Origin of the sequence: Microcoleus sp. S13C4 (genome assembly GCF_036700865.1) — a bacterium.
Lineage (GTDB): Bacteria > Cyanobacteriota > Cyanobacteriia > Cyanobacteriales > Microcoleaceae > Microcoleus.
Genome location: NZ_JAUBPS010000013.1, coordinates 82509 through 107238, shown reverse-complemented (window position 1 = coordinate 107238; position 24730 = coordinate 82509). Strand labels below are relative to the sequence as shown.

At 48.0% G+C, this 24730-nt stretch carries 39 protein-coding genes; 5 read left to right on the top strand and 34 right to left on the bottom strand.

What is annotated here, in order from left to right:
* Positions 1-61: 61 nt before the first annotated feature.
* Together QT996_RS08410 and QT996_RS08405 are read right to left on the bottom strand one after the other, a co-directional pair.
* Positions 62-319: a helix-turn-helix transcriptional regulator gene (locus QT996_RS08410; protein WP_333045776.1), complete on the bottom strand. Its 258-nt coding sequence runs from the start codon at positions 317-319 to the stop codon at positions 62-64.
* A gap of 51 nt (positions 320-370) precedes the next feature.
* Positions 371-736, bottom strand: a complete 366-nt coding sequence (locus QT996_RS08405; RefSeq protein ID WP_006634971.1) for a helix-turn-helix domain-containing protein — start codon at positions 734-736, stop codon at positions 371-373.
* Between the two features lie 227 nt (positions 737-963).
* On the opposite strand from QT996_RS08405, the gene QT996_RS08400 reads away from it, so the two are divergent.
* Entirely contained in the window at positions 964-1401 is a 438-nt protein-coding gene (locus tag QT996_RS08400) for a hypothetical protein (RefSeq protein ID WP_333045773.1), read from the top strand.
* Positions 1402-1416: 15 nt separating this feature from the next.
* Here the strand turns inward: QT996_RS08400 and prfA are convergent, their stop codons facing one another.
* From prfA to rplC, 31 genes are all read right to left on the bottom strand, one after another.
* Complete coding sequence (prfA, locus tag QT996_RS08395) at positions 1417-2511, bottom strand: peptide chain release factor 1 (protein WP_333045772.1); 1095 nt, start codon at positions 2509-2511, stop codon at positions 1417-1419.
* Positions 2512-2856: 345 nt separating this feature from the next.
* Positions 2857-3165: a 50S ribosomal protein L31 gene (gene rpmE, locus QT996_RS08390; protein WP_333045769.1), complete on the bottom strand. Its 309-nt coding sequence runs from the start codon at positions 3163-3165 to the stop codon at positions 2857-2859.
* Positions 3166-3394: 229 nt separating this feature from the next.
* A complete protein-coding gene (rpsI, locus tag QT996_RS08385) occupies positions 3395-3808 on the bottom strand; it encodes a 30S ribosomal protein S9 (protein ID WP_006634975.1) in 414 nt (137 codons plus the stop codon).
* Positions 3808-4263 carry a 50S ribosomal protein L13 gene (rplM, locus tag QT996_RS08380; RefSeq protein ID WP_015178725.1) on the bottom strand — a complete coding sequence of 152 codons (456 nt, stop codon included), beginning with the start codon at positions 4261-4263 and terminating at the stop codon, positions 3808-3810. The genes rpsI and rplM overlap by 1 nt, the downstream gene beginning before the upstream one ends.
* 132 nt (positions 4264-4395) lie before the next feature.
* Positions 4396-5238 (bottom strand): tRNA pseudouridine(38-40) synthase TruA, encoded by an 843-nt coding sequence (gene truA, locus QT996_RS08375; RefSeq protein ID WP_333045768.1) that lies wholly within the window; start codon positions 5236-5238, stop codon positions 4396-4398.
* A 29-nt stretch (positions 5239-5267) separates the two neighbouring features.
* Complete coding sequence (rplQ, locus tag QT996_RS08370; RefSeq protein ID WP_242719721.1) at positions 5268-5618, bottom strand: 50S ribosomal protein L17; 351 nt, start codon at positions 5616-5618, stop codon at positions 5268-5270.
* 129 nt (positions 5619-5747) lie between these two features.
* Positions 5748-6692 carry a DNA-directed RNA polymerase subunit alpha gene (locus QT996_RS08365; protein ID WP_332958426.1) on the bottom strand — a complete coding sequence of 315 codons (945 nt, stop codon included), beginning with the start codon at positions 6690-6692 and terminating at the stop codon, positions 5748-5750.
* Positions 6693-6866: 174 nt separating this feature from the next.
* Positions 6867-7265, bottom strand: a complete 399-nt coding sequence (rpsK, locus tag QT996_RS08360) for a 30S ribosomal protein S11 (protein ID WP_332978136.1) — start codon at positions 7263-7265, stop codon at positions 6867-6869.
* Between the two features lie 84 nt (positions 7266-7349).
* The gene (gene rpsM / locus QT996_RS08355; RefSeq protein WP_006634981.1) at positions 7350-7733 is read right to left on the bottom strand and encodes a 30S ribosomal protein S13; all 384 of its coding nucleotides are present in this window, start codon (positions 7731-7733) and stop codon (positions 7350-7352) included.
* A gap of 83 nt (positions 7734-7816) precedes the next feature.
* Positions 7817-7930: a 50S ribosomal protein L36 gene (rpmJ, locus tag QT996_RS08350; RefSeq protein WP_015178722.1), complete on the bottom strand. Its 114-nt coding sequence runs from the start codon at positions 7928-7930 to the stop codon at positions 7817-7819.
* Positions 7931-8298: 368 nt separating this feature from the next.
* Entirely contained in the window at positions 8299-8523 is a 225-nt protein-coding gene (gene infA, locus QT996_RS08345; protein ID WP_006276978.1) for a translation initiation factor IF-1, read from the bottom strand.
* A gap of 293 nt (positions 8524-8816) precedes the next feature.
* Positions 8817-9398 carry an adenylate kinase gene (locus QT996_RS08340; protein WP_333045767.1) on the bottom strand — a complete coding sequence of 194 codons (582 nt, stop codon included), beginning with the start codon at positions 9396-9398 and terminating at the stop codon, positions 8817-8819.
* Between the two features lie 5 nt (positions 9399-9403).
* Positions 9404-10708 (bottom strand): preprotein translocase subunit SecY, encoded by a 1305-nt coding sequence (secY, locus tag QT996_RS08335; protein WP_333045766.1) that lies wholly within the window; start codon positions 10706-10708, stop codon positions 9404-9406.
* Between the two features lie 102 nt (positions 10709-10810).
* On the bottom strand, positions 10811-11257 hold the full coding sequence (gene rplO, locus QT996_RS08330) for a 50S ribosomal protein L15 (protein ID WP_333045764.1): 447 nt from the start codon (positions 11255-11257) through the stop codon (positions 10811-10813).
* Positions 11258-11395: 138 nt separating this feature from the next.
* Positions 11396-11941, bottom strand: coding sequence for a 30S ribosomal protein S5 (rpsE, locus tag QT996_RS08325; protein WP_006634985.1), 546 nt, complete (start codon positions 11939-11941; stop codon positions 11396-11398).
* 162 nt (positions 11942-12103) lie between these two features.
* Positions 12104-12466 (bottom strand): 50S ribosomal protein L18, encoded by a 363-nt coding sequence (rplR, locus tag QT996_RS08320; RefSeq protein ID WP_333039624.1) that lies wholly within the window; start codon positions 12464-12466, stop codon positions 12104-12106.
* Between the two features lie 2 nt (positions 12467-12468).
* Positions 12469-13017 carry a 50S ribosomal protein L6 gene (gene rplF / locus QT996_RS08315; protein WP_190737229.1) on the bottom strand — a complete coding sequence of 183 codons (549 nt, stop codon included), beginning with the start codon at positions 13015-13017 and terminating at the stop codon, positions 12469-12471.
* 122 nt (positions 13018-13139) lie between these two features.
* Complete coding sequence (gene rpsH / locus QT996_RS08310; RefSeq protein ID WP_006634988.1) at positions 13140-13544, bottom strand: 30S ribosomal protein S8; 405 nt, start codon at positions 13542-13544, stop codon at positions 13140-13142.
* 22 nt (positions 13545-13566) lie between these two features.
* Positions 13567-14112 carry a 50S ribosomal protein L5 gene (gene rplE / locus QT996_RS08305; RefSeq protein WP_006634989.1) on the bottom strand — a complete coding sequence of 182 codons (546 nt, stop codon included), beginning with the start codon at positions 14110-14112 and terminating at the stop codon, positions 13567-13569.
* A gap of 114 nt (positions 14113-14226) precedes the next feature.
* Entirely contained in the window at positions 14227-14589 is a 363-nt protein-coding gene (rplX, locus tag QT996_RS08300) for a 50S ribosomal protein L24 (protein WP_333045759.1), read from the bottom strand.
* 1 nt (position 14590) lies between these two features.
* A complete protein-coding gene (rplN, locus tag QT996_RS08295) occupies positions 14591-14959 on the bottom strand; it encodes a 50S ribosomal protein L14 (RefSeq protein ID WP_006634991.1) in 369 nt (122 codons plus the stop codon).
* Positions 14960-15067: 108 nt separating this feature from the next.
* Positions 15068-15316, bottom strand: a complete 249-nt coding sequence (gene rpsQ / locus QT996_RS08290) for a 30S ribosomal protein S17 (RefSeq protein ID WP_006634992.1) — start codon at positions 15314-15316, stop codon at positions 15068-15070.
* Positions 15317-15354: 38 nt separating this feature from the next.
* On the bottom strand, positions 15355-15645 hold the full coding sequence (rpmC, locus tag QT996_RS08285) for a 50S ribosomal protein L29 (protein ID WP_333045758.1): 291 nt from the start codon (positions 15643-15645) through the stop codon (positions 15355-15357).
* A 159-nt stretch (positions 15646-15804) separates the two neighbouring features.
* Positions 15805-16224, bottom strand: coding sequence for a 50S ribosomal protein L16 (gene rplP, locus QT996_RS08280; RefSeq protein ID WP_333045757.1), 420 nt, complete (start codon positions 16222-16224; stop codon positions 15805-15807).
* A 114-nt stretch (positions 16225-16338) separates the two neighbouring features.
* On the bottom strand, positions 16339-17067 hold the full coding sequence (rpsC, locus tag QT996_RS08275; RefSeq protein ID WP_006634995.1) for a 30S ribosomal protein S3: 729 nt from the start codon (positions 17065-17067) through the stop codon (positions 16339-16341).
* A gap of 114 nt (positions 17068-17181) precedes the next feature.
* Positions 17182-17541, bottom strand: coding sequence for a 50S ribosomal protein L22 (gene rplV, locus QT996_RS08270; protein ID WP_190657986.1), 360 nt, complete (start codon positions 17539-17541; stop codon positions 17182-17184).
* A gap of 97 nt (positions 17542-17638) precedes the next feature.
* Positions 17639-17923, bottom strand: a complete 285-nt coding sequence (gene rpsS, locus QT996_RS08265) for a 30S ribosomal protein S19 (protein WP_333045755.1) — start codon at positions 17921-17923, stop codon at positions 17639-17641.
* 106 nt (positions 17924-18029) lie between these two features.
* Complete coding sequence (gene rplB / locus QT996_RS08260) at positions 18030-18893, bottom strand: 50S ribosomal protein L2 (protein ID WP_333045754.1); 864 nt, start codon at positions 18891-18893, stop codon at positions 18030-18032.
* 158 nt (positions 18894-19051) lie between these two features.
* Complete coding sequence (locus tag QT996_RS08255; RefSeq protein ID WP_006634999.1) at positions 19052-19360, bottom strand: 50S ribosomal protein L23; 309 nt, start codon at positions 19358-19360, stop codon at positions 19052-19054.
* Complete coding sequence (rplD, locus tag QT996_RS08250; protein ID WP_190657994.1) at positions 19353-19985, bottom strand: 50S ribosomal protein L4; 633 nt, start codon at positions 19983-19985, stop codon at positions 19353-19355. Before rplD ends, QT996_RS08255 begins: the two co-directional genes overlap by 8 nt.
* Before the next feature lie 190 nt (positions 19986-20175).
* Positions 20176-20811, bottom strand: coding sequence for a 50S ribosomal protein L3 (rplC, locus tag QT996_RS08245; RefSeq protein ID WP_333045753.1), 636 nt, complete (start codon positions 20809-20811; stop codon positions 20176-20178).
* A gap of 431 nt (positions 20812-21242) precedes the next feature.
* Here rplC and QT996_RS08240 point away from each other — a divergent pair, with 431 nt between their 5' ends.
* The 4 genes from QT996_RS08240 to QT996_RS08225 all read left to right on the top strand — a co-directional run bounded on the left by QT996_RS08240 (position 21243) and on the right by QT996_RS08225 (position 23499).
* Positions 21243-21719, top strand: a complete 477-nt coding sequence (locus tag QT996_RS08240; RefSeq protein ID WP_242719691.1) for an NAD(P)H-quinone oxidoreductase subunit N — start codon at positions 21243-21245, stop codon at positions 21717-21719.
* A 119-nt stretch (positions 21720-21838) separates the two neighbouring features.
* Complete coding sequence (locus tag QT996_RS08235) at positions 21839-22444, top strand: VWA domain-containing protein (RefSeq protein ID WP_333045751.1); 606 nt, start codon at positions 21839-21841, stop codon at positions 22442-22444.
* Between the two features lie 72 nt (positions 22445-22516).
* Positions 22517-23002: a salt stress protein, Slr1339 family gene (locus tag QT996_RS08230; RefSeq protein ID WP_333045750.1), complete on the top strand. Its 486-nt coding sequence runs from the start codon at positions 22517-22519 to the stop codon at positions 23000-23002.
* A 215-nt stretch (positions 23003-23217) separates the two neighbouring features.
* The gene (locus QT996_RS08225) at positions 23218-23499 is read left to right on the top strand and encodes a hypothetical protein (protein WP_333045749.1); all 282 of its coding nucleotides are present in this window, start codon (positions 23218-23220) and stop codon (positions 23497-23499) included.
* A 286-nt stretch (positions 23500-23785) separates the two neighbouring features.
* Here QT996_RS08225 and QT996_RS08220 read toward each other — a convergent pair whose 3' ends face one another.
* The gene (locus tag QT996_RS08220; protein WP_333045748.1) at positions 23786-24286 is read right to left on the bottom strand and encodes a hypothetical protein; all 501 of its coding nucleotides are present in this window, start codon (positions 24284-24286) and stop codon (positions 23786-23788) included.
* Positions 24287-24730: the final 444 nt, after the last annotated feature.

Genomic DNA, 24730 nt, shown 5'->3' with positions numbered 1-24730 from the left:
CCTCATTCTCTCCCGGCGCGGTGGCTCTAGTTCTTCTGAAAGCCACCGTTCTCATCTTTAGTTAGTCTAAACTACAGTGAATATCTAACGGATCTGAAACTGGCTTCCCATCCAAAAATCTCAGAAGTTCTTCCACCGAATAACCAGCTCTCGCAGCGAGCTTAGCCAAGTTTTCAGTATCAGGAACCGTATCGCCCCTTTCCCAAAGCTGAACAGCGGTAGCGGAAACGCCCAAAAGCTTACCAAACGCTCGCTGACTCATTGTTCCGCAAGCAGTTTTGATGATTTCGCTAAGTTTTTGTCTATTTTGGATGTTCACGACTCGAAGGTTACTCAACCGTATCTACCAGTCTACTTACGAAGTGATATATCAACTATATTTCCCAGACGACTCAGCCGCCGCCGCGAGTCTATCCATCACGGCTCTACCAACCACGGCTAACTCACTAATTGGTATACATTGAATTTTTTTCAGCAGATCGTTAGTATCTACCGGTTCACGCATGGGTTTGCCTTCCAAATGAGCCAGCAGCTCTTCAAGTGTAAACCCCGCCCTCACAGCAATCTGAGCCAAATTTTCTGTATCTGGGATGCTCTGACCTTTTTCCCACAACTGAACCGCAGTCGCAGAGACGCCCAGAAGCTTGCCGAATGCCCGCTGACTCATCGAACCGCGAGCTAGTTTGACAATCTCGATCAATTTTTTCTTAGCTTCTGCGTTCACAACTGCCGTCACTACTTAATCCCACATAACTCAGTTTACTTCCCAACTCCTAAATTTTCCACTTGCAATTCATAATTAAACTTGACACAGAAAATAATTGCAAGTAAACTAATAATTACAAGTTAAGTTTTGATAGGCCCAAGGAGTCGCTAAACAAATGGTTCTGAGCGAGGAACCCAACATAAGGGGACAGCCCGATCGAACTTTGAAACCGAAGACAGACATCAGGGAAAGTAAAAATGACCAAGAGACGCAATCTAAAAACTCACCAGCCCAGCCACACCCGTCAAAGCCTTACAGCCTCCGGTTGGCTAAAACCCCAGTGCTGGCAAATCTCCAAAACAGAAGCCGCCGAAGCCCTGAGAATGCACGTCAACCGCATACTCAAAGTTTACCCCAAACAACATCAAGTAATAGTTGTTTACCTGAACAAGAAAGCACAAAAATGCAGTTCCTTTTTCAGCTACAGACTATTTGCCAGATGGCAACAAGAGGCGATCGCAGCAATTGCCAGTTGTCGAAACCAGCAAATCCTAGCACCGCTAGAAGTCATTGTACAATACGACCTCGAACATTTCAAATATCCAGTGGCGATCGCCGATGCAATTTGGGAAGCCCTACTCAACCAGATCTCCCGCGTAACAAGGGAACTGAGGCTGAGCAAACAATGCGCCTAGCCCCCCATCACTCCATCAATTAGTAGAAGCAGCCAACTCAGCCAAACGTTCCTGCTGGTCCTGAGAAATGCAAGTTTGAATAATCCCCTCAATATCTCCTTCCAAAACACTATTGAGCGAGAAATTTTCCCCCAAACGGTGGTCGGTAGCCCTATTGTCCTTATAGTTGTAAGTGCGAATTTTTTCCGATCGCGAACCAGTACCAACCTGAGCCAAACGCCGCGACTTCACCTCATCCTGCTGCTCCCGCAACTTCATCTCATAGAGCTTAGCCCGCAAAATCTGCATTGCCCGCTCCTTATTCTGCAACTGACTGCGCTCCTCAGTACAGAAAATCCGAATTCCCGTCGGCTTGTGAAACAAATCCGCAGCAGTTTCCACCTTGTTCACGTTTTGGCCGCCAGCGCCGCCCGATCGAGCCGTACTCATCTCAATATCCTTCGGATCGATGTGAATCTCCACATCATCAACCTCCGGCATCACAGCCACCGTCGCCGTCGAAGTATGCACCCGGCCGCCAGCCTCAGTCACAGGCACGCGCTGCACCCGGTGTACTCCAGCCTCAAACTTCAGCTTGCTGTAAACGCTGTCGCCTGTAATTTCCAGAATCACCTCTTTAAAGCCGCCCATTTCCGCCAGCGACTCGCTCACCAACTTCACCTGCCAGCCTTGAGTTTGAGCGTAACGGGAATACAGGCGCAGCAAATCTCCCGCCCAAATACTAGCCTCATCTCCGCCAGTACCCGCTCGAATTTCCAGCATAATATTCTTGTCATCATTCGGGTCGCGCGGCAGCAGCAAAACCTTCAAACGACTTTCCAAACTCTCCAGTTTAGACTCAAGTTCCTCAACTTCCAGCGCAGCCATTTGCTGCATTTCTCGATCGCCCGCTGCTTCCTTGAGAACCTGTCGCGCGCCCACCAAATCTTCCTGAGTGGTTTTCCACAGAGCAAAAGTATCGACCACTTCCTCCAAGGACGATCGAGCTTTCGCTACCCGTTGAAACTCTTGATTGTCCCTAGCGACATCCGGGTCAGCCATGCGGCGAGTCAACTCATTAAAAGTTTGCTCTACCGACTTCAATTTATCCAGCAAATAAGATTCAGCCATTGTCAGTTGTCCTTTGTCAATCGATTTTAGATTTTAGATTTTAGATTTTAGATTTTAGATTTGAAGAACAGTTGGGATAGAATCTCGATCGAACTCTACTCGATCGAAATCTACTGCCTGCTTAGCAAGTCTTCAATCTAAACTCTCCAATCCGAGGGCGGATCGATTTTAGATTTTAGATTTTAGATTTTAGATTTTAGAACTCAAGAGCAGTTAGGATAGAATGTCGATCAAACTCTACTGCCTGCATAGCGAAGTCTTCAATCTAAAATCTAAAATCCGAGGGCGGTAAGTTGTCGCTAGCAAAAACTACTCTCAACAAACTGCGGACAAATGACAATCCGGCTACTTCTTCTTTTTGCCTTTACCAGCAGCCTTAGAAGCATCTGCTTTCGGGTCTTCCATTTTCAGCGGTCCAGAGGAAGCATCTGCCTTCGGCATTTCTACCTCGGTCATGCCGTATTTCCGCATAAAGCGCTCCACACGACCTTCAGTATCAATAATCTTCTGAGTGCCAGTATAAAAAGGATGATTCCCAGACCAAACATCAACTTGCAGTTTGGCTCTAGTAGAACCAACCGTCATCACGTGTTCCCCGTTGCAATAAACCTGAGCTTCAGGATACCACTCAGGGTGAATGCCATCTTTTGCCATTGTTTTTTACTCTCTAATTTTTGACTTTACAACCATTTTAGCTGCCGCAGGACTTGTACACCAACAACAGCACCAATTTTGCCTTATATCTGTTGGAACCAGCGATCGTCCATAGCAAATAGACTTGAAAAAAAAGGAAGATAGAATCTGGATAATTTTGCCTTCTTCCCTCTTCCTTCTATCCGTTACATCCGTTACATCCGTTACACAATCCGCTGCCGAACCTCGATTACCGCTTCGAGTATTGAGGAGCTTTGCGAGCTTTCCGCAAACCGTACTTTTTCCGTTCTTTGGCCCGCGGGTCGCGAGTCAAATAGCCCTCAGTCTTCAGAGGCTTGCGGTTGTCCGGGTCTAATTGACAAAGTGCTCTAGCGACACCCAAGCGAATCGAGTCAGCCTGACCTGTCAAGCCACCGCCTTCGACTTTTACCAAAATGTCGTACTCATTTTCCAGACCCAAAGTTTCCAGAGGGGCCTTAGCGAGAGCCAAATAAGTAGGGTTGAATTGCAGGTACAAATCCCCCTCTTTACCATTGACAGTCAGTATGCCAGTGCCGGGAACCAAGCGCACCCGCGCTACGGAACGCTTGCGGCGGCCGGTACCCCAGTACACAGCGCGACCGGATGTATCTGTTGCTTGCATTACTCATTTCCTCCGGGAATCGTGTGAACAATTAATTCTTCTGGTTTTTGAGCTTGGTGCGGGTGGTTAGGGCCAGCGTACACCTTCAGTTTAGTAAACAGTTGTCTGCCCAGAGAAGTGTGAGGCAGCATTCCTCGTATAGCTTCTTCGACAATTCTTTCGGGCAAACGTGCTTGCAATTTGGCAAAAGTTTCTGTTTTCATGCCACCCGGTCTTCCAGAATGGCGGCGGTAGATTTTCTGGGTGCGTTTTTTGCCAGTAACAGCGATTTTGTCAGCATTGATGACTATTACGAAGTCGCCGGTATCCATAGAAGGAGTGTAAGTCGGTTTGTGTTTCCCCCGGAGGTACATGGCAACTTCAGTTGCCAGACGGCCCAGCCGCTGGTCGGCGGCATCGACCACGTACCACTTGTGCTCTAGGGAGTCTTGAGTAGGGACGTAAGTTTTGTTCATTGTTTGTGGTTAGTTGTCTATTAACTGTTAACTGTTGTTAGTTGTCAGTTGTCACTTGTCAGTTGTCAGTTTTTAATTGTTAGTTGTCCTTAGTTTTTTATTAGTAGTTACCTAATGACTAATGACTAATGACTAATGACTAATGACTAATTTTGGCTGAGTGTCGTACCAGACATCTGGGGGAAAGGGAAATTCTGAATAGCCCACCCGCAGCAGGCACAAACCTTGAGCGGGAGCGGCATATTTTACCATTTCTCGGCGTTCGTTGACCCAGATATCGGTGAAATTGTCGATCGGCCTTTCCCCGCGACCCACCTGCACCAGCAACCCCACCAGCAGCCGCATCATCCCGTACAGAAACCCGCTCGCCTGAACCTCAATATAGATAAGAGGCCCAGAACGCTGACACTCGGCCGCTTGCACGTCCACCCAGGAATGGGGGCGGGCAGACCCCGCGCGGTGGAAAGCAGCCAGGTGATGCCGCCCGATTAGCGGTGTCAAAGCTGTCTGAATCAAAGATTCATCCACAGGGGTGTGATAGCAGTGCCAAGCAAAAGGACGCACAAACAAATTAGGGGTCGGGTCTGTATAAAGGGTGTAGCGATAGCGCCGCCAACTGGCTGAGAACCGAGCGTGCCAGGTAGGTTCCACCTTTGCCGAAGCTCGAATTAAAATATCTTTTGCCAGTCGAGAGTTGAGAACGCTTGCCCAGCGGTGAGCCGGAATTGGACCTTGGGCGTCAAAATGGGCTACTTGAGCAGCGGCGTGAACTCCCGCATCCGTTCTCCCGGCAGCGTGCAGCGTTACCGGGCGTTCCAGAACAGTCGATATTGCTGTTTCAATTTCTTCTTGTACTGTACGCTGGTTCGGCTGTCGCTGCCAACCGTGAAAGTTAGTGCCGAGGTATTGGATCACCAGAGCAACGCGCTGTATCGATTGGGGATTTTCGATTGGGGATTTTGGATTGTCAGTCATAAATCACAAATCTCCAACCCAAAATTGAATTAAACCAGTTCAACTATCGCCATTTCGGAATTGTCTCCTTGACGGGGGACAGTTCGTACTACGCGGGTGTAGCCCCCGTTGCGCGAGCCGTACCGTTCTTGTGCCGCCTCAAACAAGGCGTGTACTAACTGTTTGTCGTAGATATAGCCCATAGCTTGGCGGCGAGCGGCCAAGGAGCCATCTTTTGCCAGGGTAATCATCCTGTCCGCCTCTGAGCGCAGCGCTTTGGCGCGGGCGAGAGTGGTAGTTATTTTACCGTGGCGGATTAATTCGGTGGTCAGCGAGCGCAGTAGGGCGCGGCGCTGGTCAGCCGGTTTGCTGAGTTGGGGAACGCGACAGCGGTGACGCATGGCAGTTGGTAATTGGTAATTGGTAATGGGGCGCCGGGATAGATAGTCTGCGAACTCGGAGGGTGAATTCTTGGTTCTTAAGAACTCACTCACTGAAGATGTAAAACTTTTTTACCCGTTACCCGTTGATTAACTTTTAGCTGATTTTTCCTGTGGCAAGGTAATGCCCAAGCGTTTTTGTAAAGCTTCAATCACTTCTTCTGCGGACTTCTGCCCGAAATTCTTGATCTCGAGCAAGTCTTCTTGGGTATAATCCAATAAGTCTGCAACTGAGTTGATCTGAGCTCGCTTGAGACAGTTGTAAGCCCGGACGGACAACTGCAATTCTTCGATCGGAATTTGGCTGGTAGGATCGGCTTCACCTGGATACTCTGGTTTGAGAGAATCTTGGGTGATGTCTTTGAGAGGTGCAAATAAATCTACCAGGATGTGGGCAGATTGACTCAAAGCTTCTTGAGGAGTCACGCTGCCATCAGTCCAGATTTCCATAATCAGCCGGTCTTTCTCGACCGTGCCGCCTACCCTAGCATCTTCAACGCTGTAGTTGACTCTGCGAATCGGCATAAAGATGGCGTCAATTTGGAGAAAATCCAAAGCTGACCCATCATCGCGACTGCGGTCTACTGCTCGGTATCCGATGCCTTTTTCAATTCTGAATTCCATTTCCAGAACTGAGCCGGGGGAGAGAGTTGCAATGTACTGGGATCGATCAATCAATTCCACCTCAGAGGGCAAATCGAATCGATCGGCCGTAACGGTGACGGGCCCCTCAATCCGCAACCTGCCGATTTGCGGTTGCTGAGAATGAGTTTTGAGGACGACCTCTTTCATGTTCAGGAGAATTTCTAGAACATCCTCACGTACCCCTTCGATCGTGGCAAACTCGTGATTGACGCCCGCGATTCGGACTGAAGTTACTGCCGTTCCTTCTAAGTTTGAAAGCAGAACTCGCCTCAGCGCATTCCCCACAGTTGTTCCCTGACCGCGATCGAGCGGTTCCAGGACGAATTTTCCGTACTGACTCCGGTCTTTGTCAGTGTTAGACTCTATACATTCAATTTGAAACTGCGCCACGGAGTGACCTCCCTTTTCCACTGTGGATTTTTGATTTTGGATTTTAGATTGCAGAGCATACCCCTGAATGGATTTCGGATTTTGGATGGACGGGGCAACAGTTAGAACCATTAGTTTTTGACTTTAAGCAGTTAGCCATTATCCAAAATCTAAAATCTAAAATCTCAAATCGTTTTAGACTCTACGCCGCTTGGGAGGGCGACAGCCGTTGTGAGGAATTGGGGTAACATCTCTAATCAGGGTAATTTCCAGTCCCGCCCCTTGCAGCGCCCGAATAGCAGTTTCTCGACCTGCTCCGGGTCCGCTCACCATTACTTCTATTTGGCGCATCCCTTGGTCATTGGCTCTGCGGGCAGCACTTTCTGCTGCTGTTTGAGCTGCAAAGGGAGTTCCCTTCTTAGCTCCTTTAAAACCGCTGGAACCTGCCGATGCCCAGGATATCACTTCGCCGTTGAGGTCGGTAATAGTTACAATCGTGTTGTTAAAGGTAGACTGGATGTAGCCTACCCCATTGGGTACATTCCGTTTCTGCTTTTTTGCACCAGATTTCTTGCCTGTTTGTGGTCGCGCCATATTAGTCTCTTTAACGTTTCTCTCAACTAATGTCCCGAAGCGCTAGGAGCCAGCAGCCCCCAGCGTATTTTTCCCAAAAAGATATTACTTCTTGGAAGGTGCCTTTTTCTTGCCCGCAACTGTTCGGCGGACGCCACGACGGGTTCTGGCATTGGTACGGGTTCGTTGTCCCCGGACCGGCAGACCCAAACGGTGACGCCGACCGCGATAAGTTCCGATGTCCATCAGGCGCTTGATGTTCATTGACTCCCAGCGCCGGAGGTCTCCTTCGATTTGGTATGTGGTTTCTACATGAGCCCGCAGAGCTGTCACGTCGGCCTCTGTTAAATCCTTGACGCGAGTGTCAGGATTTACGCCTGTTGCAGCGATTATTTTTTGGGCCCGCGACAAGCCTATTCCGTAAATGTATGTCAGACCTATTTCGACGCGCTTATCGCGTGGAAGGTCTACCCCGGCAATCCGTGCCACACTTTTTGTCTCCCTAGTTTTCCTGTTTGGCTACAATGTTCAATTAGGATGCACCTGCGTGCATTGCCCAATCTTCTTTTTTTCTAACCTTGGCGCTGTTTGTGTTTCGGGTTAGTGCATATCACCATCACTCGACCGCGACGGCGGATGACGCGACATTTCTCACAAATTTTTTTGACAGATGCTCGAACTTTCATCTTTCTTCCTGCCTGGAGAACCCCGATCTACCGGAGAGCAGGCACGCTGGGACTGCCCGTAGATCGGTGGGAGGAGAGGCTGGGCAAGGTGTAGGCCTCTCCTCGATTAAATTGTATAAAGTGCGGGTTGTTTCATGAAGGAGCCCGCTTGCACCCACTCCCATTGCTGGGTAAAGTTCGCCTGCGCCAGAGTTTTGGCGAGCGATACTTTGACGGTGTAACAATGACTTAACCCGGTACACCGGTGGGTTGTTGACGCCCTTCTCGGCAACACTACAAACGTAGCATTATAGCATAAATTTGAAGCTTTTTACCAAATTCTCTCTAAATTAAACTTAGAATTAGTTTTTAGAAAGTTTTATCTAAGCCTATTTTTTCCGAAGGCGATAAGTAATCCTGCCTTTGGTCAAGTCGTAGGGAGTCAATTCGACTTTGACGCGATCGCCAGGCAGAATTTTGATGTAGTTGCGGCGGATCTTGCCGGAAATGTGAGCTAACACGTTAAACCCATTATCTAGGTCAACGCGAAACATCGCATTAGGCAGGGATTCCGTCACTGTCCCTTCCATTTCAATTAAATCTTGCTTAGACAATTTGGTATTTACCTCAACTCTACATTTGATTAACTAGGAGTGTCCCGCTGTTTACCTCAACACCTATTTACTGGTAGGAGTGGAACGGGAACGGAGGGCAATAATTAGGGCGAGTCGATCAACTTCTTGACTCAACCAACCGCTTGCTTTAGCTTTACTTGAGTAAAGCTGTGGCAATTAGTCTGGAGTTCAATCCGGTCTCTAGCAACCCTCACAAAACCTGATAGCACAAAAAGCTCCTAGTTAACATATCTTAGCAAAAGCTTGTGAGTAACAAGCTGTATTGAGAGGGTTCAAGAGTCGCCCGAGAGAGTTTGTTGCAGTTCTGCGGTGACTAATTCCATCGGTCGATCGCCATCAATCGCAACTAACTGTTCGCGGTTTCTGTAAAACTCAATTAAAGGTTCAGTTTGCTCGCGATAAACTTGCAATCGGCGACGGATCGTTTCCTCATTGTCATCCTGGCGACCTCGCGACAACAGGCGAGCCACCAAAATATTGTCAGGAACGTCCAAATTGACAGCTCTGAGATCGCAGTCCTTTCCCGACGAACTTCCCCCACCGCCAACATTGCAGAGCAGTTTGTCAAAAAACGCTGCCTGTGGGACTGTGCGGGGAAAGCCATCCAGAATCCAGCCAGCAGTAGCATCTGGTTGATTCATTCGTTCTTGCACGATATCCATCAATAACTCGTCAGGAACCAACTCTCCGCGATCCATGTAGGATTGTGCCTTTTGACCCAAGTCAGTTTTGGCAACTACGCAGGCGCGCAGGATGTCACCGGTAGAAATGTGGGGTATTTTCCAGAGAGCTGCTAAAAGCTGAGCCTGAGTTCCCTTTCCTGCCCCTGGAGGACCCATAAAAATCAAGTGCATTGCGATTACTTAACCATTCCTTCATATCGTTGGGAGATGACGTAAGTTTGAATTTGCTTAGCAGTTTCGATCGCGACACCTACTAAAATCAGTAGGGAAGTTGCACCAAAACCTCTAAAAGTTTGCACCCCGATCGCGCTTTCTACAGCAGTTGGTACAATGGCCACCAGACCGAGAAATATCGCTCCCAAGAAAGTCAAACGGTTCAAAACCTTCTCCACATAATCGCTGGTTTTCTGACCCGGACGAATTCCAGGAATGCTGGCGCCCATTTTCTTCAAGTTCTGAGACATATCTACGGGGTTGACAATCAACGAAGCGTAGAAATAGCTGAAGAACAGAATCAAAGTCAGATAAAACAGCGCGTAAGCCCAAGGGGCAGGCCCGTTCGGACTTAAAACATTAGCAACTTGAACCAAAAACGGGTTATTGAGAGACTGAGCGAGGAAAGAAGGCACAATCAACACCGAAGATGCAAAAATAATCGGCATCACTCCGCCTTGATTCAAGCGCAGGGGCAGATAACTCCGGCTCTCCCGATAAACTTTGCGGCCGACTTGGCGACGGGCAGAAATAATCGGAATGCGGCGAGTACCTTCCTGAACAAAAACAATCCCGACAATCGTTACCAAAAAGACCAGCAGCAGAACGACTACGCGGCCGACAACTTGCGTGTCCCCACTTTGAGCCAATTCAAAAGTTTGTCCCAAAGAGCGCGGCAATACCGACACAATATTGATAAAAATCAGCAGCGACGCTCCGTTCCCGATACCTCGTTCCGTCACCACTTCCGATATCCACATCACAAACATTGAGCCGGCTGTCAGAGCCAAAGCAGTTTGTGCTATGAATAAAGGCGCTGGAGATTGAGCAAAAGGGCTGACCCAAATCGCAATGCCAACACTTTGCAGAATTGCCCAGCCCAAAGAAACGTAGCGAGTTATTTGAGAAATCTTGCGTCGCCCTGCTTCTCCTTCATTTTTCTGCAATTCTTCTAAACTTGGCAGAGCCGCAGTTAGAAGTTGCACAATAATTGAAGCATTAATGTAGGGCAAAATCCCCAACGCGAAAATCCCCAAAGCTGACAAGCCACCTCCTGAGAACAAGTCCAGAAAGCCAATTAAAGGGCTATTTTGGACGTTTTGGGCAAAGGCGACTCGATCGATACCGGGGACTGGCAAGTGGACACCCAGGCGTACTAAAATCAGTAAGCCAATGGTTACGAGGATGCGGCCTCGCAAACCAGCAGCTTGAGCCATCTGCATGAACGTCTCTTGTGCAGTTGGCGCTTTCTCTCTACTAACGTCCATAGTTACGATTTGGGATTTTAGATTTGGGATTTTCGACTAAATCATTTTCTGATAGCAAGCTTGAGGATTTGAGATTTGGACAGACTCTCAAACCTCAAATCTTCACGCAACTAATTCGCAACTTCCGCCTGCCTCTTCAATTTTGGTACGAGCACCTGCGGTAAAAGCCGAGGCGCGCACTTGCAAAGGTACATTCAGTTCACCATCTCCTAAGATTTTCAGCGGCCCGTCGTCTGTGGTGACAATTTTTGCTTGGATCAAAGAGGTGAGAGTAACTTCTGTGTTTGCTGGCAGCGATGCTAATTTACTTACATTAATGGTAGTGTACTCTTTCCGGTTCACCATCGGGAAGCTTTTCAACTTGGGGAGACGGCGGTAGAGAGGATTTTGACCTCCTTCAAAACCCGGTCTAGTGCCGCTACCGGCTCTAGATTTTTGACCGCGCATCCCTTTACCGGAACTCGCGCCTTGACCGGCAGAAATACCTCTGCCCAAGCGACGAGGGCGTTTTGTGGAACCCGCTTTTGGTCGGGCATCTTGCAATCTCATAGTTTTGGTAGTTGGTAATTGGTAATTGGTAATTGGTAATTGGTAGTTTTGAGTTTTGAGTTTTGAGGAATGAATTTTTTTTATTCAAAACTCAATACTTAATACTCAAAACTTACACTTCGTCCCGTTCCCTAGTCCTTAACCGTAGAGGTTTTCTACTGGAATTCCGCGCTCTTGAGCAACTTCGGATAAGGTGCGGAGGGTGGAGAGGGCGTTGACTGCTGCTCGGGCGTTGTTCAAAGGATTTCCCGAACCTAGCTGTTTGGCTAGGATGTTGCGGACTCCTGCTAGTTCGAGAACAGTTCGCACTGCTCCCCCTGCAATTACCCCGGTTCCCGGAGCGGCCGGCCGCATCATCACTTTAGCTCCGCCACCGTCACCGTTGATGGGGTGAGGGATGGAGTTAGATTTGGTGAGGGGGACTTCAATTAGGTGCTTTTTGCCGTCAGCGACGCCTTTTTTAACGGCACCGATTACGTCGCTAGCTTTGCCGACTCCTACTCCAACTTGACCGCGTTCGTTGCCGATAATGACTATGGCGCGGAAGCTAAGTTTTTTACCGCCTTTGACTACTTTAGTAACGCGCCGGATCTGAACGACCCGTTCTTGCCATTCGGATTCTTTTTCGCGTGTTTTGTTGTTGCTGCTTTTTTTCTTGTTGCGCTGTTCTTTTTGTTCTGCCATAGTTTTGTCCTGTGGGAATTAGTAATTGGTGAAAGGCGATCGGCAATTGGTAATTGTTTGAGTAAAAAGTAAAAATAGAAGAAATCTGGATTTTGCCTTTTCACTTTCAACTTTTGACTTTTTACTTTTTAATTACTCATTACCCGCTACCCATTACCCCCTCTAGAAGTCTAACCCGGCTTCGCGAGCTGCTTCTGCGAGGGCTTTAACGCGACCGTGATAGAGGTTGCCCCCGCGATCGAATACGACTTTGACTATGCCAGCGCTGGAACAGCGTTTGGCAATCAACTGACCGACTTGCACGCTCGCAGAGCAGTTGCCGCCAGAACTGAGAGTTGACTTCAATTCGGGATCGAGGGTTGACGCGGCGGCCAAAGTGTGCTGGGCGGTGTCGTCGATTACTTGAGCGTAGATGTGCTGCTCCGAGCGAAATACCGCTAGTCTGGGACGTTCGGCGGTGCCGAACACCTTGCGCCGAACACGGCGGTGTCTGCGCTGGACTGATTCTTTGCGAGTAAGCTTCATTGTTACTTCTTACCTGTTTTGCCTGTTTTACCAGCTTTGCGCCGGACGACTTCGCCGCTGTAGCGAATGCCTTTGCCTTTATAGACTTCGGGCGGACGCACTGCGCGGATGCGGGCTGCTGTATTGCCTACGAGTTCTTTGTCAATGCCGGAGACAATGACGTTGGTGTTGCCTTCAACTGCCATTGTGATGCCTTCTGGAGGGGGCATTTCAACGGGTTTGCTGTAACCGACGTTTAAAATCAGGTTCCGTCCTTGAACCTGTGCCCGATAACCTGTGCCGATAATTTCGAGGCGCCGCTGAAAACCTTGGGATACACCTTCGACCATGTTGGCGACTAGGGTGCGGCACAAGCCGTGCAGTTGTCTGGCGACGCGAGATTCGTCTCGGCGGGTAACGAGTAAAGTCTCGCCTTCAATTCCCATGAGGATTTCGGCTGGGATAACTCGGGAAAGTTCACCTTTAGGGCCTTTGACGGCTACTTTTTGACCGTCTAGGGTGATGGTGACTTTATTGGGAATGCTAATCGGACGCTTGCCAATTCGCGACATAGTTTTTTGTCCTTTGTTTTTAGTTATTAGTCCTTGATTATTAGTCTTTAGTTATTAGTCCTTAGTGATTGATTTTGGAGTCTGTTGCCAACGACCAGCGACTAATGACTAATGACTAATGACTACCAAACATAACAAAGCACTTCACCGCCCAAACCTTGGCGTCGAGCTTCTCTATCCGTCATAATGCCACTGGAGGTGGAAATAATGGCTATGCCAATTCCGCCTAACACTCTGGGCAATTCTTTACGGTTCGAGTAAACGCGCAGTCCTGGTTTGCTGACTCGCTTAAGTGCCGTGATAATGGGCTTGCGAGTTTTACCTTTGTACTTTAGAGAAAGCACTAAATGTCGGTTGATCCCTTCTGCTTCTGCTTCTTCAAATTCGCCGATAAAGCCTTCACTTTTGAGGACTTGGGCGATGCTGCGGGTCATTTTTGTAGCTGGAATTTGCGTTGTTTGGTGGCGCGCCATGCAAGAATTGCGAATGCGCGTCAACATATCTGCTATGGTATCGTTAGCTGCCATCTTTTGCTTCTTACTCTAGTGCTTAGTTGTCCCGGAACGGCATTCCCATTTCTTTAAGCAAGGCGCGTCCTTCTTCGTCGGTGTTTGCTGTGGTGATAATTGAAATGTCCATGCCTCGAATTTGATCGATGCGGTCATATTCTATTTCTGGAAAAATTAGCTGTTCTCTCAGACCCAAGCTGTAGTTGCCGCGCCCGTCGAAGCTTTTGGGGCTGATGCCGCGGAAGTCGCGGATTCGGGGGAGTGCGAGGTTGATCAGCCGATCGAGAAAATCGTACATCCGATCGCCGCGCAGCGTCACCATAACGCCGACGGGTACTCCTTTGCGGATTTTGAAGCCTGCGATCGCTTTTTTCGCCCGCGTCACCACTGGTTTTTGCCCGGTGATGATTCCAATTTCGTTGATCGACGAATCCAGTGCCTTAGCGTTTTGAGATGCTTCTCCCAAACCGCGGTTCACTGTGACTTTGACGAGTTTGGGAACCTGATGGATATTAGTATATTTAAACTGATCCATCAGTGTGGGAACGATTTTTCCTTGATAAAGAACCTTGAGTTTGTCCGGCATAGTTTTTGTGTTTCGTTAACTGTCCCTGGGCTTGGTCAGGGAATTGTTCTTTGTCAGTTGACAGTTGTCTGTTGTCAGGAAAGCATTGGTCAGCTAATGACTAATGACTAATGACTAATTATCGAGGATTTCTCCGGTTTTTTTGAGTTGTCGCAGTTTCCGGCCGTCTTCGCTAAATGTATAGCAAACGCGGCTAGCTATTTTTTCTTTTTCGGAATAGTGCATAACATTTGAGCTGTGAATGGGAGCCTCAAACGTAAGTATTTTTCCCGACTCTCCCTCTTGCTGGGGCTTGACGTGCTTGGTTCTGATGTTTACACCTTTAACAACTACTTTGCTGACTTTAGGATATGTCTTTAAGATTTCTCCGACTTTTCCTTTCTCTTTGCCAGTAATTATTTGCACGGTGTCGCCTGCTTTGACGTGCATTCTGTAGCGCTGCGGTTCGCTAGTTGGTTTACCCTTTTTTCCGTACATTTTAAAGTACCTCCGGGGCTAAGGAAACGATTTTAGTAAAGTTTTTGTCGCGCAATTCGCGGGCTACGGGGCCGAAGACGCGAGTGCCTTTGGGGTTGCCGTCTACGTTGATAATAACGGCGGCGTTATCGTCAAAACGAATGCTCATGCCACTGTCGCGGCGCAGGCCTTTGCGGGTTCTGACAATGACAGCCCGAACGACATCTGATTTTTTGACTGCCATGTTGGGGATGGCGTCTTTGACGACGGCAATGATGACATCGCCGACTCCGCCGTAGCGGCGGTTGCCGCCTCCTAATACACGGATGCACATCAGTTTGCGGGCTCCGCTATTGTCGGCGACATTGAGGTATGTCTGGGGTTGAATCATGGTGATTGTTGAGTGTTAACTGTTGAGTGTTAACTGTTGACTGTTGACTTTTGACTGCTAGTGGATTGTTAATTTTCGATCAGGAGATCGGGATGTCGCAATTAACTGTTAGCCGTTTTTTGTCCCAAAAATCTCAGCAACCGTCCAGCGTTTGGTTTTGCTTAGTGGGCGAGTTTCAGTGATGCGGACGCGATCGCCGGATTTGCACTGATTTTCTTCGTCATGAGCTTTGTAGCGCTTGGTGCGGACTACGATTTTGCCGTATTTGGTGTGGGAGGAGCGGTTTTCGATTGCTACCACGACGGTTTTATCCATCTTGTCGCTGACTACTACGCCAACTCGTTCTTTAATTGCCATAGCTACCTATTTTTGTTGTGCAATTGACTTTTTTTTAGCTACTGTGCGATCGTCGGCTCGGCTGCTGCGGTGGGAGCAGGCTGTGCTACCTCTTTAGATGCGGCTAATTTTGCTGCAGCTTCTTTCTCAGCAACGATTTGGCGCTCGCGTTCAACTGTCATCAATTGAGCTAGCCGGTGTTTGGCGTGCTTGAACAGGTGAGGCTTTTCCATGCGACCGGTAGCTTGCTGAAGCCGCAATTCCATTAGTTGGCGCTTGACGGCTAAAATTTGCTCTGCTACTGCAGCATCGCTTAATTCTCTAGCTTCTTTAATCTTGGTCAAAGACATAATTGTGTGCTTTCTCGTTAGCGAGCGGTATGACAGAAGACAGAATTGTCTCTTAGGCTGAAGGTCGAAGGAAAGAAAAGTTATGAAAGCCAGATTTTAAATTGCTGTAGCCGTTTAAAATGCTGATTAATACAGACCTAATTCTACCTTCGCTCTTCGCTATGACTGGTCTTCTTCGCGAGTGATGAACTTGGTTTTAATTGGTAATTTGAAAGATGCCAAACGCATTGCTTCGCGGGCAGTTTCTTCACTTACGCCGCCAATTTCAAACATTACCCGGCCCGGTTTGACCACGGCAACCCAAAACTCAGGTGCGCCTTTACCAGAACCCATCCGGGTTTCGGCTGCGCGCTGAGTTACTGGTTTGTCGGGAAAAATGCGAATCCAGATTTTGCCACCCCGGCGGATGTAGCGGGTCATGGCGCGGCGTCCGGCTTCTATTTGGCGGGAAGTGATCCAGGCGGGTTCGATAGCTTGTAGCGCGAAGTCGCCAAAGCTAACTGTGTTGCCGCGGGTGGCAATACCGCTCATTCGCCCGCGCTGTTGTTTGCGGAATTTCGTTCTTTTAGGGCTTAACATGGCTTTGGGAGTTGGGTAATTGGTAATTGATAATTGATAATTGGTGATTGCTAATTGCTAATTGGTTTGGAACAACTCACACTTAACAAGTGACAACTAACAGTTAACAATTAGCTAGCCTTCGTTCGATCGATCTTCAAAGTTCTGGCGACGGCGCTTTTGTTTAGTCCGGGGCACTGCTGCATTTGGTGCAGCCTCCTGTTCCTGTCCGGGAATAATTTCGCCTTTGAAAACCCAAACTTTAATGCCGAGAATGCCGTAGATTGTTTGAGCGGTGCAGTAGGAGTAGTCGATGTCGGCCCGCAGCGTGTGCAACGGGACTCTTCCTTCGCGCGTCCATTCGGTACGGGCGATTTCTGCGCCGTTGAGGCGTCCGCTGACTTGAATTTTGATGCCTTGGATGCCGACTTTTTGAGCGCGGGTGATGGCTTGGCGGACGACTCGGCGGAAGGATACGCGCCGTTCTAGTTGCTGAGCAATGTATTCCGCGATCAGTGTGGCATCGGCGTCTACTCGCTGGACTTCGACGACGTTGATGCGGATTTGGCGGTTGCTACCGAGTTGCTGCTGCAAACCGACGCGCAAGGTTTCGATGCCTGCTCCGCCGCGACCTACGACAACGCCTGGTCTGGCGGTGAACACTTCTAGGTCGATTTGATCGGCTTTCCGCTCGATTTTGACCGAGGAAATGCCAGCATTGCTGAGGGTTTTACGAACGTACTTGCGAATTTTATAGTCTTCTTGCAAGAGTTCTGGATAGTTTTTGGGATCAGCAAACCAGCGAGAGCGGTGCTCTTGGGTAATGCCGAGACGAAAACCAATTGGATGTATTTTTTGGCCCATAATAGTTGATGAGTTAATTGGTATTTGGTAATTGGTAACTGGTAATTGGTAATTGGTGATTACCAATTTTTTTCAACTTTAAGCTGTTTATTACCTATTACGTTTTTCCCTGGTTTAGTTTTCTACGAGCGGAGCTACTACTACGGTAATGTGACAGGTTGGCTTGCGGATTTGGTAGGCGCGACCTTGAGCGCGGGGTCTAAAGCGTTTGAGGACTGGGCCTTGGTCTGCGTAAGCTTGAGAAACTACTAGCTTGGATTTATCCAATCCTGCGTTGTGTTCGGCGTTGGCTACTGCCGATCGCAAAACTTTGACAATTGGTTCGCAGGCGCGGTAGGGCATGAATTCGAGTAAAATCAGCGCTTCTTGATAGCTTTTGCCGCGAATTTGGTCGAGCACTCGACGCACTTTGAAGGGGGATGTCCGTATGTAACGGGCGATCGCCTTAATTTCGGATGTGGTATCTATAGCCATTTCGATTTTGGTAATTGGTAGTTGGTAATTGGGGAAAAGGTAATTGGTAATTGGTAAAAAGTTTTTCCGATCACCTATTACCTGTCACCTAATTAGGCTATTTTTTACTTGTCTTTCTATCACCACTTTTAGCGTGACCTCTAAAGGTACGAGTGGGGGAAAATTCTCCGAGTTTGTGGCCTACCATTTGGTCTGTGAGGTAGACGGGTACGTGCTGTCTGCCGTTGTGAACGGCAATGGTGTGGCCTACCATTTGGGGCAGGATTGTGGAAGAGCGTGACCAAGTTTTAATTACTTGTTTTTGGCCGGCGGCGTTGAGTTTTTCGATTTTTGTCATCAGATTATCTGCGACAAACGGGCCTTTTTTTAGAGATCGAGACATGATTTTTTTAGTGATTCAGGAGTCATTAGTCAGCTTTCAGCTTTCAGCAGTCATCAGTCCTCAGTCAGTAGTTAGCAATTAACAACGGCCGACTCAAGACTCCTGACTAACTTTGTCTGCCGCCCTTGCCGCGCTTGGAAGCTTTGCGGCGGCGCCGGACGATTAAAGCGTCGCTGCGCTTGTTTTTGCGTCGAGTTTTTGCACCCAATGCTGGTTTACCCCAAGGAGTGACAGGCCCCGGACGTCCAATAGGAGCTCTGCCTTCGCCACCGCCGTGCGGGTGGTCTACCGGGTTCATGACGCTACCGCGAACGGTGGGTCTGCGACCTTTCCATCGGGTGCGGCCTGCTTTGCCGAGGCTGATGTTTCTGGCGTCGGTGTTGCCGACTTGACCGATGGTCGCGTAGCAGTCGGCGCGGACTTTGCGCTGTTCACCGGATGGCAGTTTGAGGGTGACGTAGCTACCTTCTTTTGCCATTAGCTGAGCGCTGGAGCCTGCGGAACGAACGATTTGCCCGCCTTTACCTGGTACTAGCTCGACGTTGTGGATGCTGGTACCGAGGGGAATGTTCTTTAGGGGAAGGGCGTTGCCGATTTCGATCGGCGCGTCTGGGCCTGAGACAATTACTGTACCGACGTTTAAGTTGAGCGGGTGCAGGATGTACCGTTTTTCGCCGTCTTTGTAGAACACGAGGGCGATGCGGGCGTTGCGGTTGGGGTCATATTCGATCGCCTTGACGGTAGCGGGAATGCTGTGTTTGTCGCGGCGGAAGTCGATGTCTCTATACAGCCGTTTGTGACCGCCTCCCCGGTGGCGACAGGTGATGACGCCTCGGTTGTTGCGGCCTTGTTTGGTGTGCTTGTTGCTGGTTAGAGACTTTTCTGGTTCTGATCTGGTAATTTCAGCGAAGTCCGAGACTGTCTGTTCCCGGGTGCTGGAGGTATAAGGTCGGTAAGAACGGATGCCCATAATCGATTTTAGATTTTAGATTTTAGATTTGGGATGCAAGGACTTGGCGGTTTTGGATTTTAGATTTGCGATTATCAGTTAACTTGCTAGCTTTCTGGGTTTGGTATTTTCACCAGTTAACCGCAATCTAAAATCTAAAATCTAAAATCCAAACTTGGCTAAACTTCTGGGAATAGGAGTTTGCGGATCGAGTCTCCGTCGGTCAGAGTTACGGTTGCTCGCTTGTAACAAGGTTTAAAGCCGACGAATTTGCCAACTCGACGCTTTTTGCGCGGCGGGTTTTGGGTGTTGACGCCGATGACTTTAACCTTAAATAGTTCTTCGATTGCAGCTTTGATTTGAGGCTTCGTCGCTTTGGGGGCTACGTCGAATGTGAATTGATTTAATTCCATCATTCGGGTAGCTTTCTCGGTGAGAATCGGACGCTGGATCAAATCTGCGTAGTCGCGGGGGTCGATTTTACTCACCGTAAATCTCCTGAATTTTAGCTATGGCTGTAGATGTGACGATAATTTTGTCAGCCGCCAGAACGTCGTAAACATTCAGGGACGTTGCCAAGATGACGTTTACTAATTCGATGTTGCGTCCTGATAAGTAGACGTTTGGTTGCGGTTCTGGCAAGATTAACAGAACTTTGGTATCGGGTTCGATACCCCAGCGGGCGATCGCACTCAGCAATTCTTTGCTTTTCGGTCTCGGAAATTGCTCTGCAAATTCTTCAACCACAATGATGTCTTCGGTGCGACTTTGGAATGCTGTCCGCAAAGCGAGACGGCGTTCCTTTTTGTTCATTTTGACTTCAAAGTCTCTCGGTTTTGGCCCGAAGATGACACCGCCGCCCCGCCACAGCGGAGAACGGATAGAACCTGCTCTGGCTCGGCCGGTGCCTTTTTGACGCCAGGGTTTGCGGCCACCGCCTCTAACTTCCGATCGAGTTTTGGTACAAGCATTTCCTTGACGGGCGTTATTCAGTTGCCGCGTCAATGCTCTGTGAACGATGTGAGACGCATTTTCTTCTTTGGCTACGCGCAGTTCTAAAGTTGTTTCCCCAACTTCTTCGCCTTGCCAATTTCGCACTACACAGTTAACCATATCTTTTGTCCTTTGTCTGTTGTTAGTTGTCTGTTGTTAGTTGTCTGTCGTCTGTTGTCTGTCGTCTGTTGTCTGTTCTCAGGTCTTAGTTTTCAGCTCTTAGTTTTCAGCTTTTAGTTCTTAGTTATTGCTTGCTACTAACGGCCAACCACTATCTACTGACTGCTGACTACTGACTAATGACTACTGACTAACGTCCTACTTTTTTCTCAGGCACAACATTGACTAAGGCGCCAGCTTTGCCGGGAACTGCTCCCTTAATTAGCAGCAAATTCTGCTCTGTATCCACCCGGACAATTGTTAGTTTGCGGACGGTGACTTGAACGTTGCCCATACGTCCCGCCATTCTTTTCCCGGGATAAACGCGACCAGGAGTAGTTCCAGGTCCGATCGATCCAGGCTCGCGGTGGTTCTTGGAACCGTGAGACATGGGGCCTCGTTTAAAGTTGTGGCGCTTTTGAAAACCTGCAAAACCTTTACCGATGCTGGTACCGATGACATCTACTATTTGTCCCGGTGTAAAGGTATCTGCTTTTAGTTGTTGACCTAATTCAAATGAACTGGTGTCTTCCAATCGGTATTCCTGCAAGTGGCGCAATGGTGTCGCTGCCGACTTCGCGAGGTGTCCCAATTCTGGCTTGTTGAGAGCCTTCGGCTTAACATCGCCGTATCCGACTTGAACGGCACCGTAGCCGTCAGTTTGTTTTGTTTTGATTTGAGTTACTGTACAAGGCCCTGCTTGTATGACGGTGACAGGGATTGCTCTCCCTTGGTCGTCAAACACTTGAGTCATGCCTAGTTTAGTGCCAAGAATGCCTACAGACACGGATTTTCTTCCTTTTATTTACGCAAGAGGTTTCGGATTGCGAAGTTTACGTCAATCCGCTTGCTCTTGTGCAGAAACATTTATTTCAGTGTTCCTGCAATTAACTGTTATCAACCAACAGCCTTCCTCGGTGTTTAAAATTGGAGTTTTAAATTTGGGAGCGAGCTTGTGGAAGTCTTGCAAGGGTTGAGATTTCCGGCTTTTTACCGACTCTATCTCCGAGTTTTGTCTCGGTCTTGCTTGTTTGTGCCAGGACTTGAGCAGCAAACTACTCAGTATCCTTTACGGCGACAATTCACAATAGTACATGAAGTGTTTGCCGTTTGTCAAGGCCGCGATGAGAATTTTTCGCCTCAACTTTAGGATTTATAATATTTCCAGCTCGCAAGCAGCGATCGACCAAATTTTGATACAGCAGGAAACACAAATTTATGGGACTGATTACCACGGGATCTGATCTGATTCGGGATTTGGAAAAGTCGGGGTCGCTGGCCCTGTACGTTCCTTTAGAGGGAGGATTTGAGGGGCGCTACCTCCGCAGGCTGAGGGCTGCAGGTTACGGTGCTCACACGATTTCGGCGCGGGGTTTGGGCGATTTGGCGATGTATTTGACGGGGGTTCACGGCGTGCGGCCGCCGCATTTGGGCAAGAAAACTACTGGCAATGAAGGGGCGGTTGGTTATACATACTACGTGCCGCCGATTTTGCAAACTCAATTAGACAATTTGCCACCTAAAGCAAAAGGACTCGTGCTGTGGATTATTGAAGGGCAGATTTTGTCGAGTCAGGAGATTGAGTATTTGACTGTTTTGCCGACGTTAGAACCGCGAGTTAAAATAGCAGTGGAGATGGGGGGCGATCGAGCTTTTAGCTGGAAGCCACTTAAAGATGCTTTAGTTGCAGCTTAAATTCGGCTATTTGCGATCGCAAATCAACTAAAAAAACGCAGCGAGCAACTAAAGCTCAACAGCTTCTGCTCGCTGGTTTTGATATTTTTGGGAAAAACTTAATTAACAGGAAAAATCTTATGCTTCAGAATCGCGATTATACCATCATCATTGACAAAAGCGGCAGTATGTACACCAAAGACCAGATGGGCGGTAAAAGTCGGTGGGCGCTCATGCAAGAATCGACGATCGCATTGGCGAATAAATGCGAAGAACTCGATCCTGATGGCATAACAGTTTATTTGTTTTCCGGTCGCTTCAAGCGCTACGACAACGTAACATCCGCTAAAGTCGTGCAAATTTTCCAAGAAAACGAACCTTCTGGGACTACGAATTTAGCTGCTGTTCTGCAAGACGCTCTGAACAGTTTTTTTCAGCGCAAAGCATCCGGTAAGACCAAGCAAAATGGGGAAACAATATTAGTGGTGACGGACGGGGAACCGGACGATCGCAAAGAAGTGATGAAAACCATTATAGAGGCTTCGCGGAAGCTCGATCGAGATGAAGAGTTGGCGATTTCTTTCATTCAAGTAGGGAATGCGCCCGAAGCTACTAAGTTTCTCAAGATATTGGATGACGAACTGCAAAGCGCTGGGGCTAAATTCGATATCGTTGATACTGTCACGATGGATGATATTGAAGGAATGACCCTGACGGAGGTATTGCTGAATGCAATAACTGATTGAGGAGGCGGGCGAAGTTTGCGTGATTATATTAGGGCCAATTAGCCCAGCAGCATTTTTTAGGGGGTTTAAGTTATGGAATCGATCGATCGCCTGTTAGGTGAACTTAAGGCAGAGTATCAAGCATCTCAAAAAATTGCAGAGTTAAAAAGTCAGACGCCGGCGCAAGCACAAGCGCCGTCAAATCCAACATTTAAAACATCAGATATAAATTTGTATGCTAGTCCTTTGGATAAGGATTTAGCTCAAATTAAGGCTGAGTACGAAGCGCAAAATAAAGCTCACGAAGTGGCTGCACTGGAACCGCTTAAGGCTGAGCACGAAGCACAAAATAAAGCTCAGCAAGTAGCTTCACTGGAACAGCCGCCAGCAGAAAAAGTCGCGGGGCAGCAGTTGGACGTACAAACGCACAGACAGAAAGTTAGGCAAGCTCAGGTTTGGCTGAAAAAGTTGGATAAGAATTCCGATGAGGGATATTGGTTCGATCAGTTTGCTTTTAAGTATTCTTCGAGGATAGATGCCGCGATAGACTATTTGCAAGCTGTGAATGAGTTTGATTGAATGTTGAGGGGTGACTTTTAAACTATCGAAGCGATGGACTGATTACCTTCGTCGTTTTCGCCTCCGATATGAATTGACCCACGTCCCATTTCTAGGGTGGCCATTAACCCATTCAGACCCTTCTGTCGAGAGCTTTGGTTTAGTCGCCTTCGCCTTTCTAGGTGATCGTTTTTTCGCCGATGTTGGTCTGGTTTGTACAGGTCTAGCACGTGGTGATGGCGATGACCCTTGAGGAGGTTGTACTGGTCTGGGTGGTGGTTGTGGAGGTGGTGACGGACGTTGAACAGGTGTTGTATACCGAGATTTTGAAGGATTTGGCGGTTGTGGAGAAGGTTGTACAGGTCTGGGGGATGATTGTGGGGATGTTTGGGGAGGGGGTTGTGTTTGTTCAGTTACCCGCTGTTGGAAAACAGTGTAATAGTTTTGCCTATTGCGGGTTACTTGTCCTTGTGCTTGAACAAAAAGAGGCTGCTGAGCAACTTCAGGGTTTCTTCTAGCAAATTCCCCTAGCAACGTTTGAGTCGTAGCTGCTGAAAGGTCGGCTTTTTTAAGTTGGTAATCATCGAGAGAGTTTAGCTCTGCTAATTTATCACACGAAAACTTATAAAATAGACCAAAACTACCTGCTAATCCCCCAAAAAACACCATTGCCCAATATAGTTGGGCAAGTTGTCCCAGAGTGATGTATCCAACAAGGCACGTTAGGGCTAGTGTCCAACTCCAGTCAACTATTTCTTTGATTCGCTGAAAATGCTGACGTAGTGATGACATTGGGATACCACACTAGGAGGTTTTTGGCATCGAACATTTCAACATAATTTGTTTAGGTCTATCTGGGTTGCTTAGGAGGTTTAAGTTCTGGTTATAAGGCGTACAACCCTTTTTGTTTATACGAATTTTTACCCATTCAGTTGTGGGTATTTCAACTCGAAAAGCACCTAAATTATCAGTTGTGTCGGAATCCGAGCCACCCTCTGATTCCATGATTACTGATGCACCAACTATAGGAGTCTGAGTGGTTTCATCAAAGACACTGACCTTTACACTTTTTGAATCTGAGGTTTTGGAATCTTTATTCTCAACCTTGTTTTCATCACTCTTTGTTTCGTCCACTATTTTTATTCCCGGAACATGAATCGCCGCCCCATATCCTACGAACAATAAAAAGACAACAATAGAAGCAATCAACAAAGGTTTGGGGATTTTACTCAAGTCCATTGGATAGATGAGGATTTTAGATATACTAATTTTACTAAGATAGCCCAACTTGAGGTTTAACGTCAAGAGTATAAACTTATTGGTTCGTCACATTTTTCTCAATACTTAATAGTCAATACTTCGGACATTTTTTGATTGCCAACCGTAGAATAAGGGTTTCAAGGCTCCAAGGCAATCGAGCTACCAACGGAAAATCACGGGTTTCAGACTACGAACTAAAAACTGTCTGGACTATTGAATAGTAAGCTCTTAACAAATAATTTTTATTTCCGCAAAAATTGACATCAGCCAGGGGGCAGAGGGCTGATATTGACCGCTTCATGCCAAGTTCCCGTGCTTTCGCAACAGAGGTAGACGCTGAACGAATTTTATCTCACGGGGCTTACGCACTGTAACGCCAGTACAAAGGTTTGAGATTCTTCGCTATCGCTCAGAATGACGTAATTTCGTAGTATGTGCGTAAGTCCTATGCTAGATACTACAAATCCAGAACCCTATCCTGAAAACAGA

Coding starts and splice junctions, on each gene's coding strand:
- QT996_RS08235 (WP_333045751.1), top strand. CDS start 21,839: ATGCTTCAGAATCGCGATTATACCATCATCATTGACAAAAGCGGCAGT.
- rpmJ (WP_015178722.1), bottom strand. CDS start 7,930: ATGAAAGTTCGAGCATCTGTCAAAAAAATTTGTGAGAAATGTCGCGTC.
- QT996_RS08340 (WP_333045767.1), bottom strand. CDS start 9,398: ATGCACTTGATTTTTATGGGTCCTCCAGGGGCAGGAAAGGGAACTCAG.
- secY (WP_333045766.1), bottom strand. CDS start 10,708: ATGGACGTTAGTAGAGAGAAAGCGCCAACTGCACAAGAGACGTTCATG.
- QT996_RS08400 (WP_333045773.1), top strand. CDS start 964: ATGACCAAGAGACGCAATCTAAAAACTCACCAGCCCAGCCACACCCGT.
- rpsE (WP_006634985.1), bottom strand. CDS start 11,941: ATGGCAGAACAAAAAGAACAGCGCAACAAGAAAAAAAGCAGCAACAAC.
- rplE (WP_006634989.1), bottom strand. CDS start 14,112: ATGCCGGACAAACTCAAGGTTCTTTATCAAGGAAAAATCGTTCCCACA.
- rpsI (WP_006634975.1), bottom strand. CDS start 3,808: ATGCAAGCAACAGATACATCCGGTCGCGCTGTGTACTGGGGTACCGGC.
- rplX (WP_333045759.1), bottom strand. CDS start 14,589: ATGTACGGAAAAAAGGGTAAACCAACTAGCGAACCGCAGCGCTACAGA.
- rpmC (WP_333045758.1), bottom strand. CDS start 15,645: ATGTCTTTGACCAAGATTAAAGAAGCTAGAGAATTAAGCGATGCTGCA.
- QT996_RS08225 (WP_333045749.1), top strand. CDS start 23,218: ATGGCGATGACCCTTGAGGAGGTTGTACTGGTCTGGGTGGTGGTTGTG.
- rplF (WP_190737229.1), bottom strand. CDS start 13,017: ATGTCGCGAATTGGCAAGCGTCCGATTAGCATTCCCAATAAAGTCACC.
- rplM (WP_015178725.1), bottom strand. CDS start 4,263: ATGAACAAAACTTACGTCCCTACTCAAGACTCCCTAGAGCACAAGTGG.
- rplP (WP_333045757.1), bottom strand. CDS start 16,224: ATGTTAAGCCCTAAAAGAACGAAATTCCGCAAACAACAGCGCGGGCGA.
- rplV (WP_190657986.1), bottom strand. CDS start 17,541: ATGGCTATAGATACCACATCCGAAATTAAGGCGATCGCCCGTTACATA.
- rpsQ (WP_006634992.1), bottom strand. CDS start 15,316: ATGGCAATTAAAGAACGAGTTGGCGTAGTAGTCAGCGACAAGATGGAT.
- rplD (WP_190657994.1), bottom strand. CDS start 19,985: ATGGTTAACTGTGTAGTGCGAAATTGGCAAGGCGAAGAAGTTGGGGAA.
- rplO (WP_333045764.1), bottom strand. CDS start 11,257: ATGAGATTGCAAGATGCCCGACCAAAAGCGGGTTCCACAAAACGCCCT.
- rpsH (WP_006634988.1), bottom strand. CDS start 13,544: ATGGCAGCTAACGATACCATAGCAGATATGTTGACGCGCATTCGCAAT.
- rpsS (WP_333045755.1), bottom strand. CDS start 17,923: ATGTCTCGATCTCTAAAAAAAGGCCCGTTTGTCGCAGATAATCTGATG.
- truA (WP_333045768.1), bottom strand. CDS start 5,238: ATGACTGACAATCCAAAATCCCCAATCGAAAATCCCCAATCGATACAG.
- QT996_RS08230 (WP_333045750.1), top strand. CDS start 22,517: ATGGAATCGATCGATCGCCTGTTAGGTGAACTTAAGGCAGAGTATCAA.
- rplQ (WP_242719721.1), bottom strand. CDS start 5,618: ATGCGTCACCGCTGTCGCGTTCCCCAACTCAGCAAACCGGCTGACCAG.
- rplR (WP_333039624.1), bottom strand. CDS start 12,466: ATGAAGCTTACTCGCAAAGAATCAGTCCAGCGCAGACACCGCCGTGTT.
- rplB (WP_333045754.1), bottom strand. CDS start 18,893: ATGGGCATCCGTTCTTACCGACCTTATACCTCCAGCACCCGGGAACAG.
- QT996_RS08240 (WP_242719691.1), top strand. CDS start 21,243: ATGGGACTGATTACCACGGGATCTGATCTGATTCGGGATTTGGAAAAG.
- rpsK (WP_332978136.1), bottom strand. CDS start 7,265: ATGGCGCGACCACAAACAGGCAAGAAATCTGGTGCAAAAAAGCAGAAA.
- rpmE (WP_333045769.1), bottom strand. CDS start 3,165: ATGGCAAAAGATGGCATTCACCCTGAGTGGTATCCTGAAGCTCAGGTT.
- rplN (WP_006634991.1), bottom strand. CDS start 14,959: ATGATTCAACCCCAGACATACCTCAATGTCGCCGACAATAGCGGAGCC.
- rpsC (WP_006634995.1), bottom strand. CDS start 17,067: ATGGGCCAAAAAATACATCCAATTGGTTTTCGTCTCGGCATTACCCAA.
- prfA (WP_333045772.1), bottom strand. CDS start 2,511: ATGGCTGAATCTTATTTGCTGGATAAATTGAAGTCGGTAGAGCAAACT.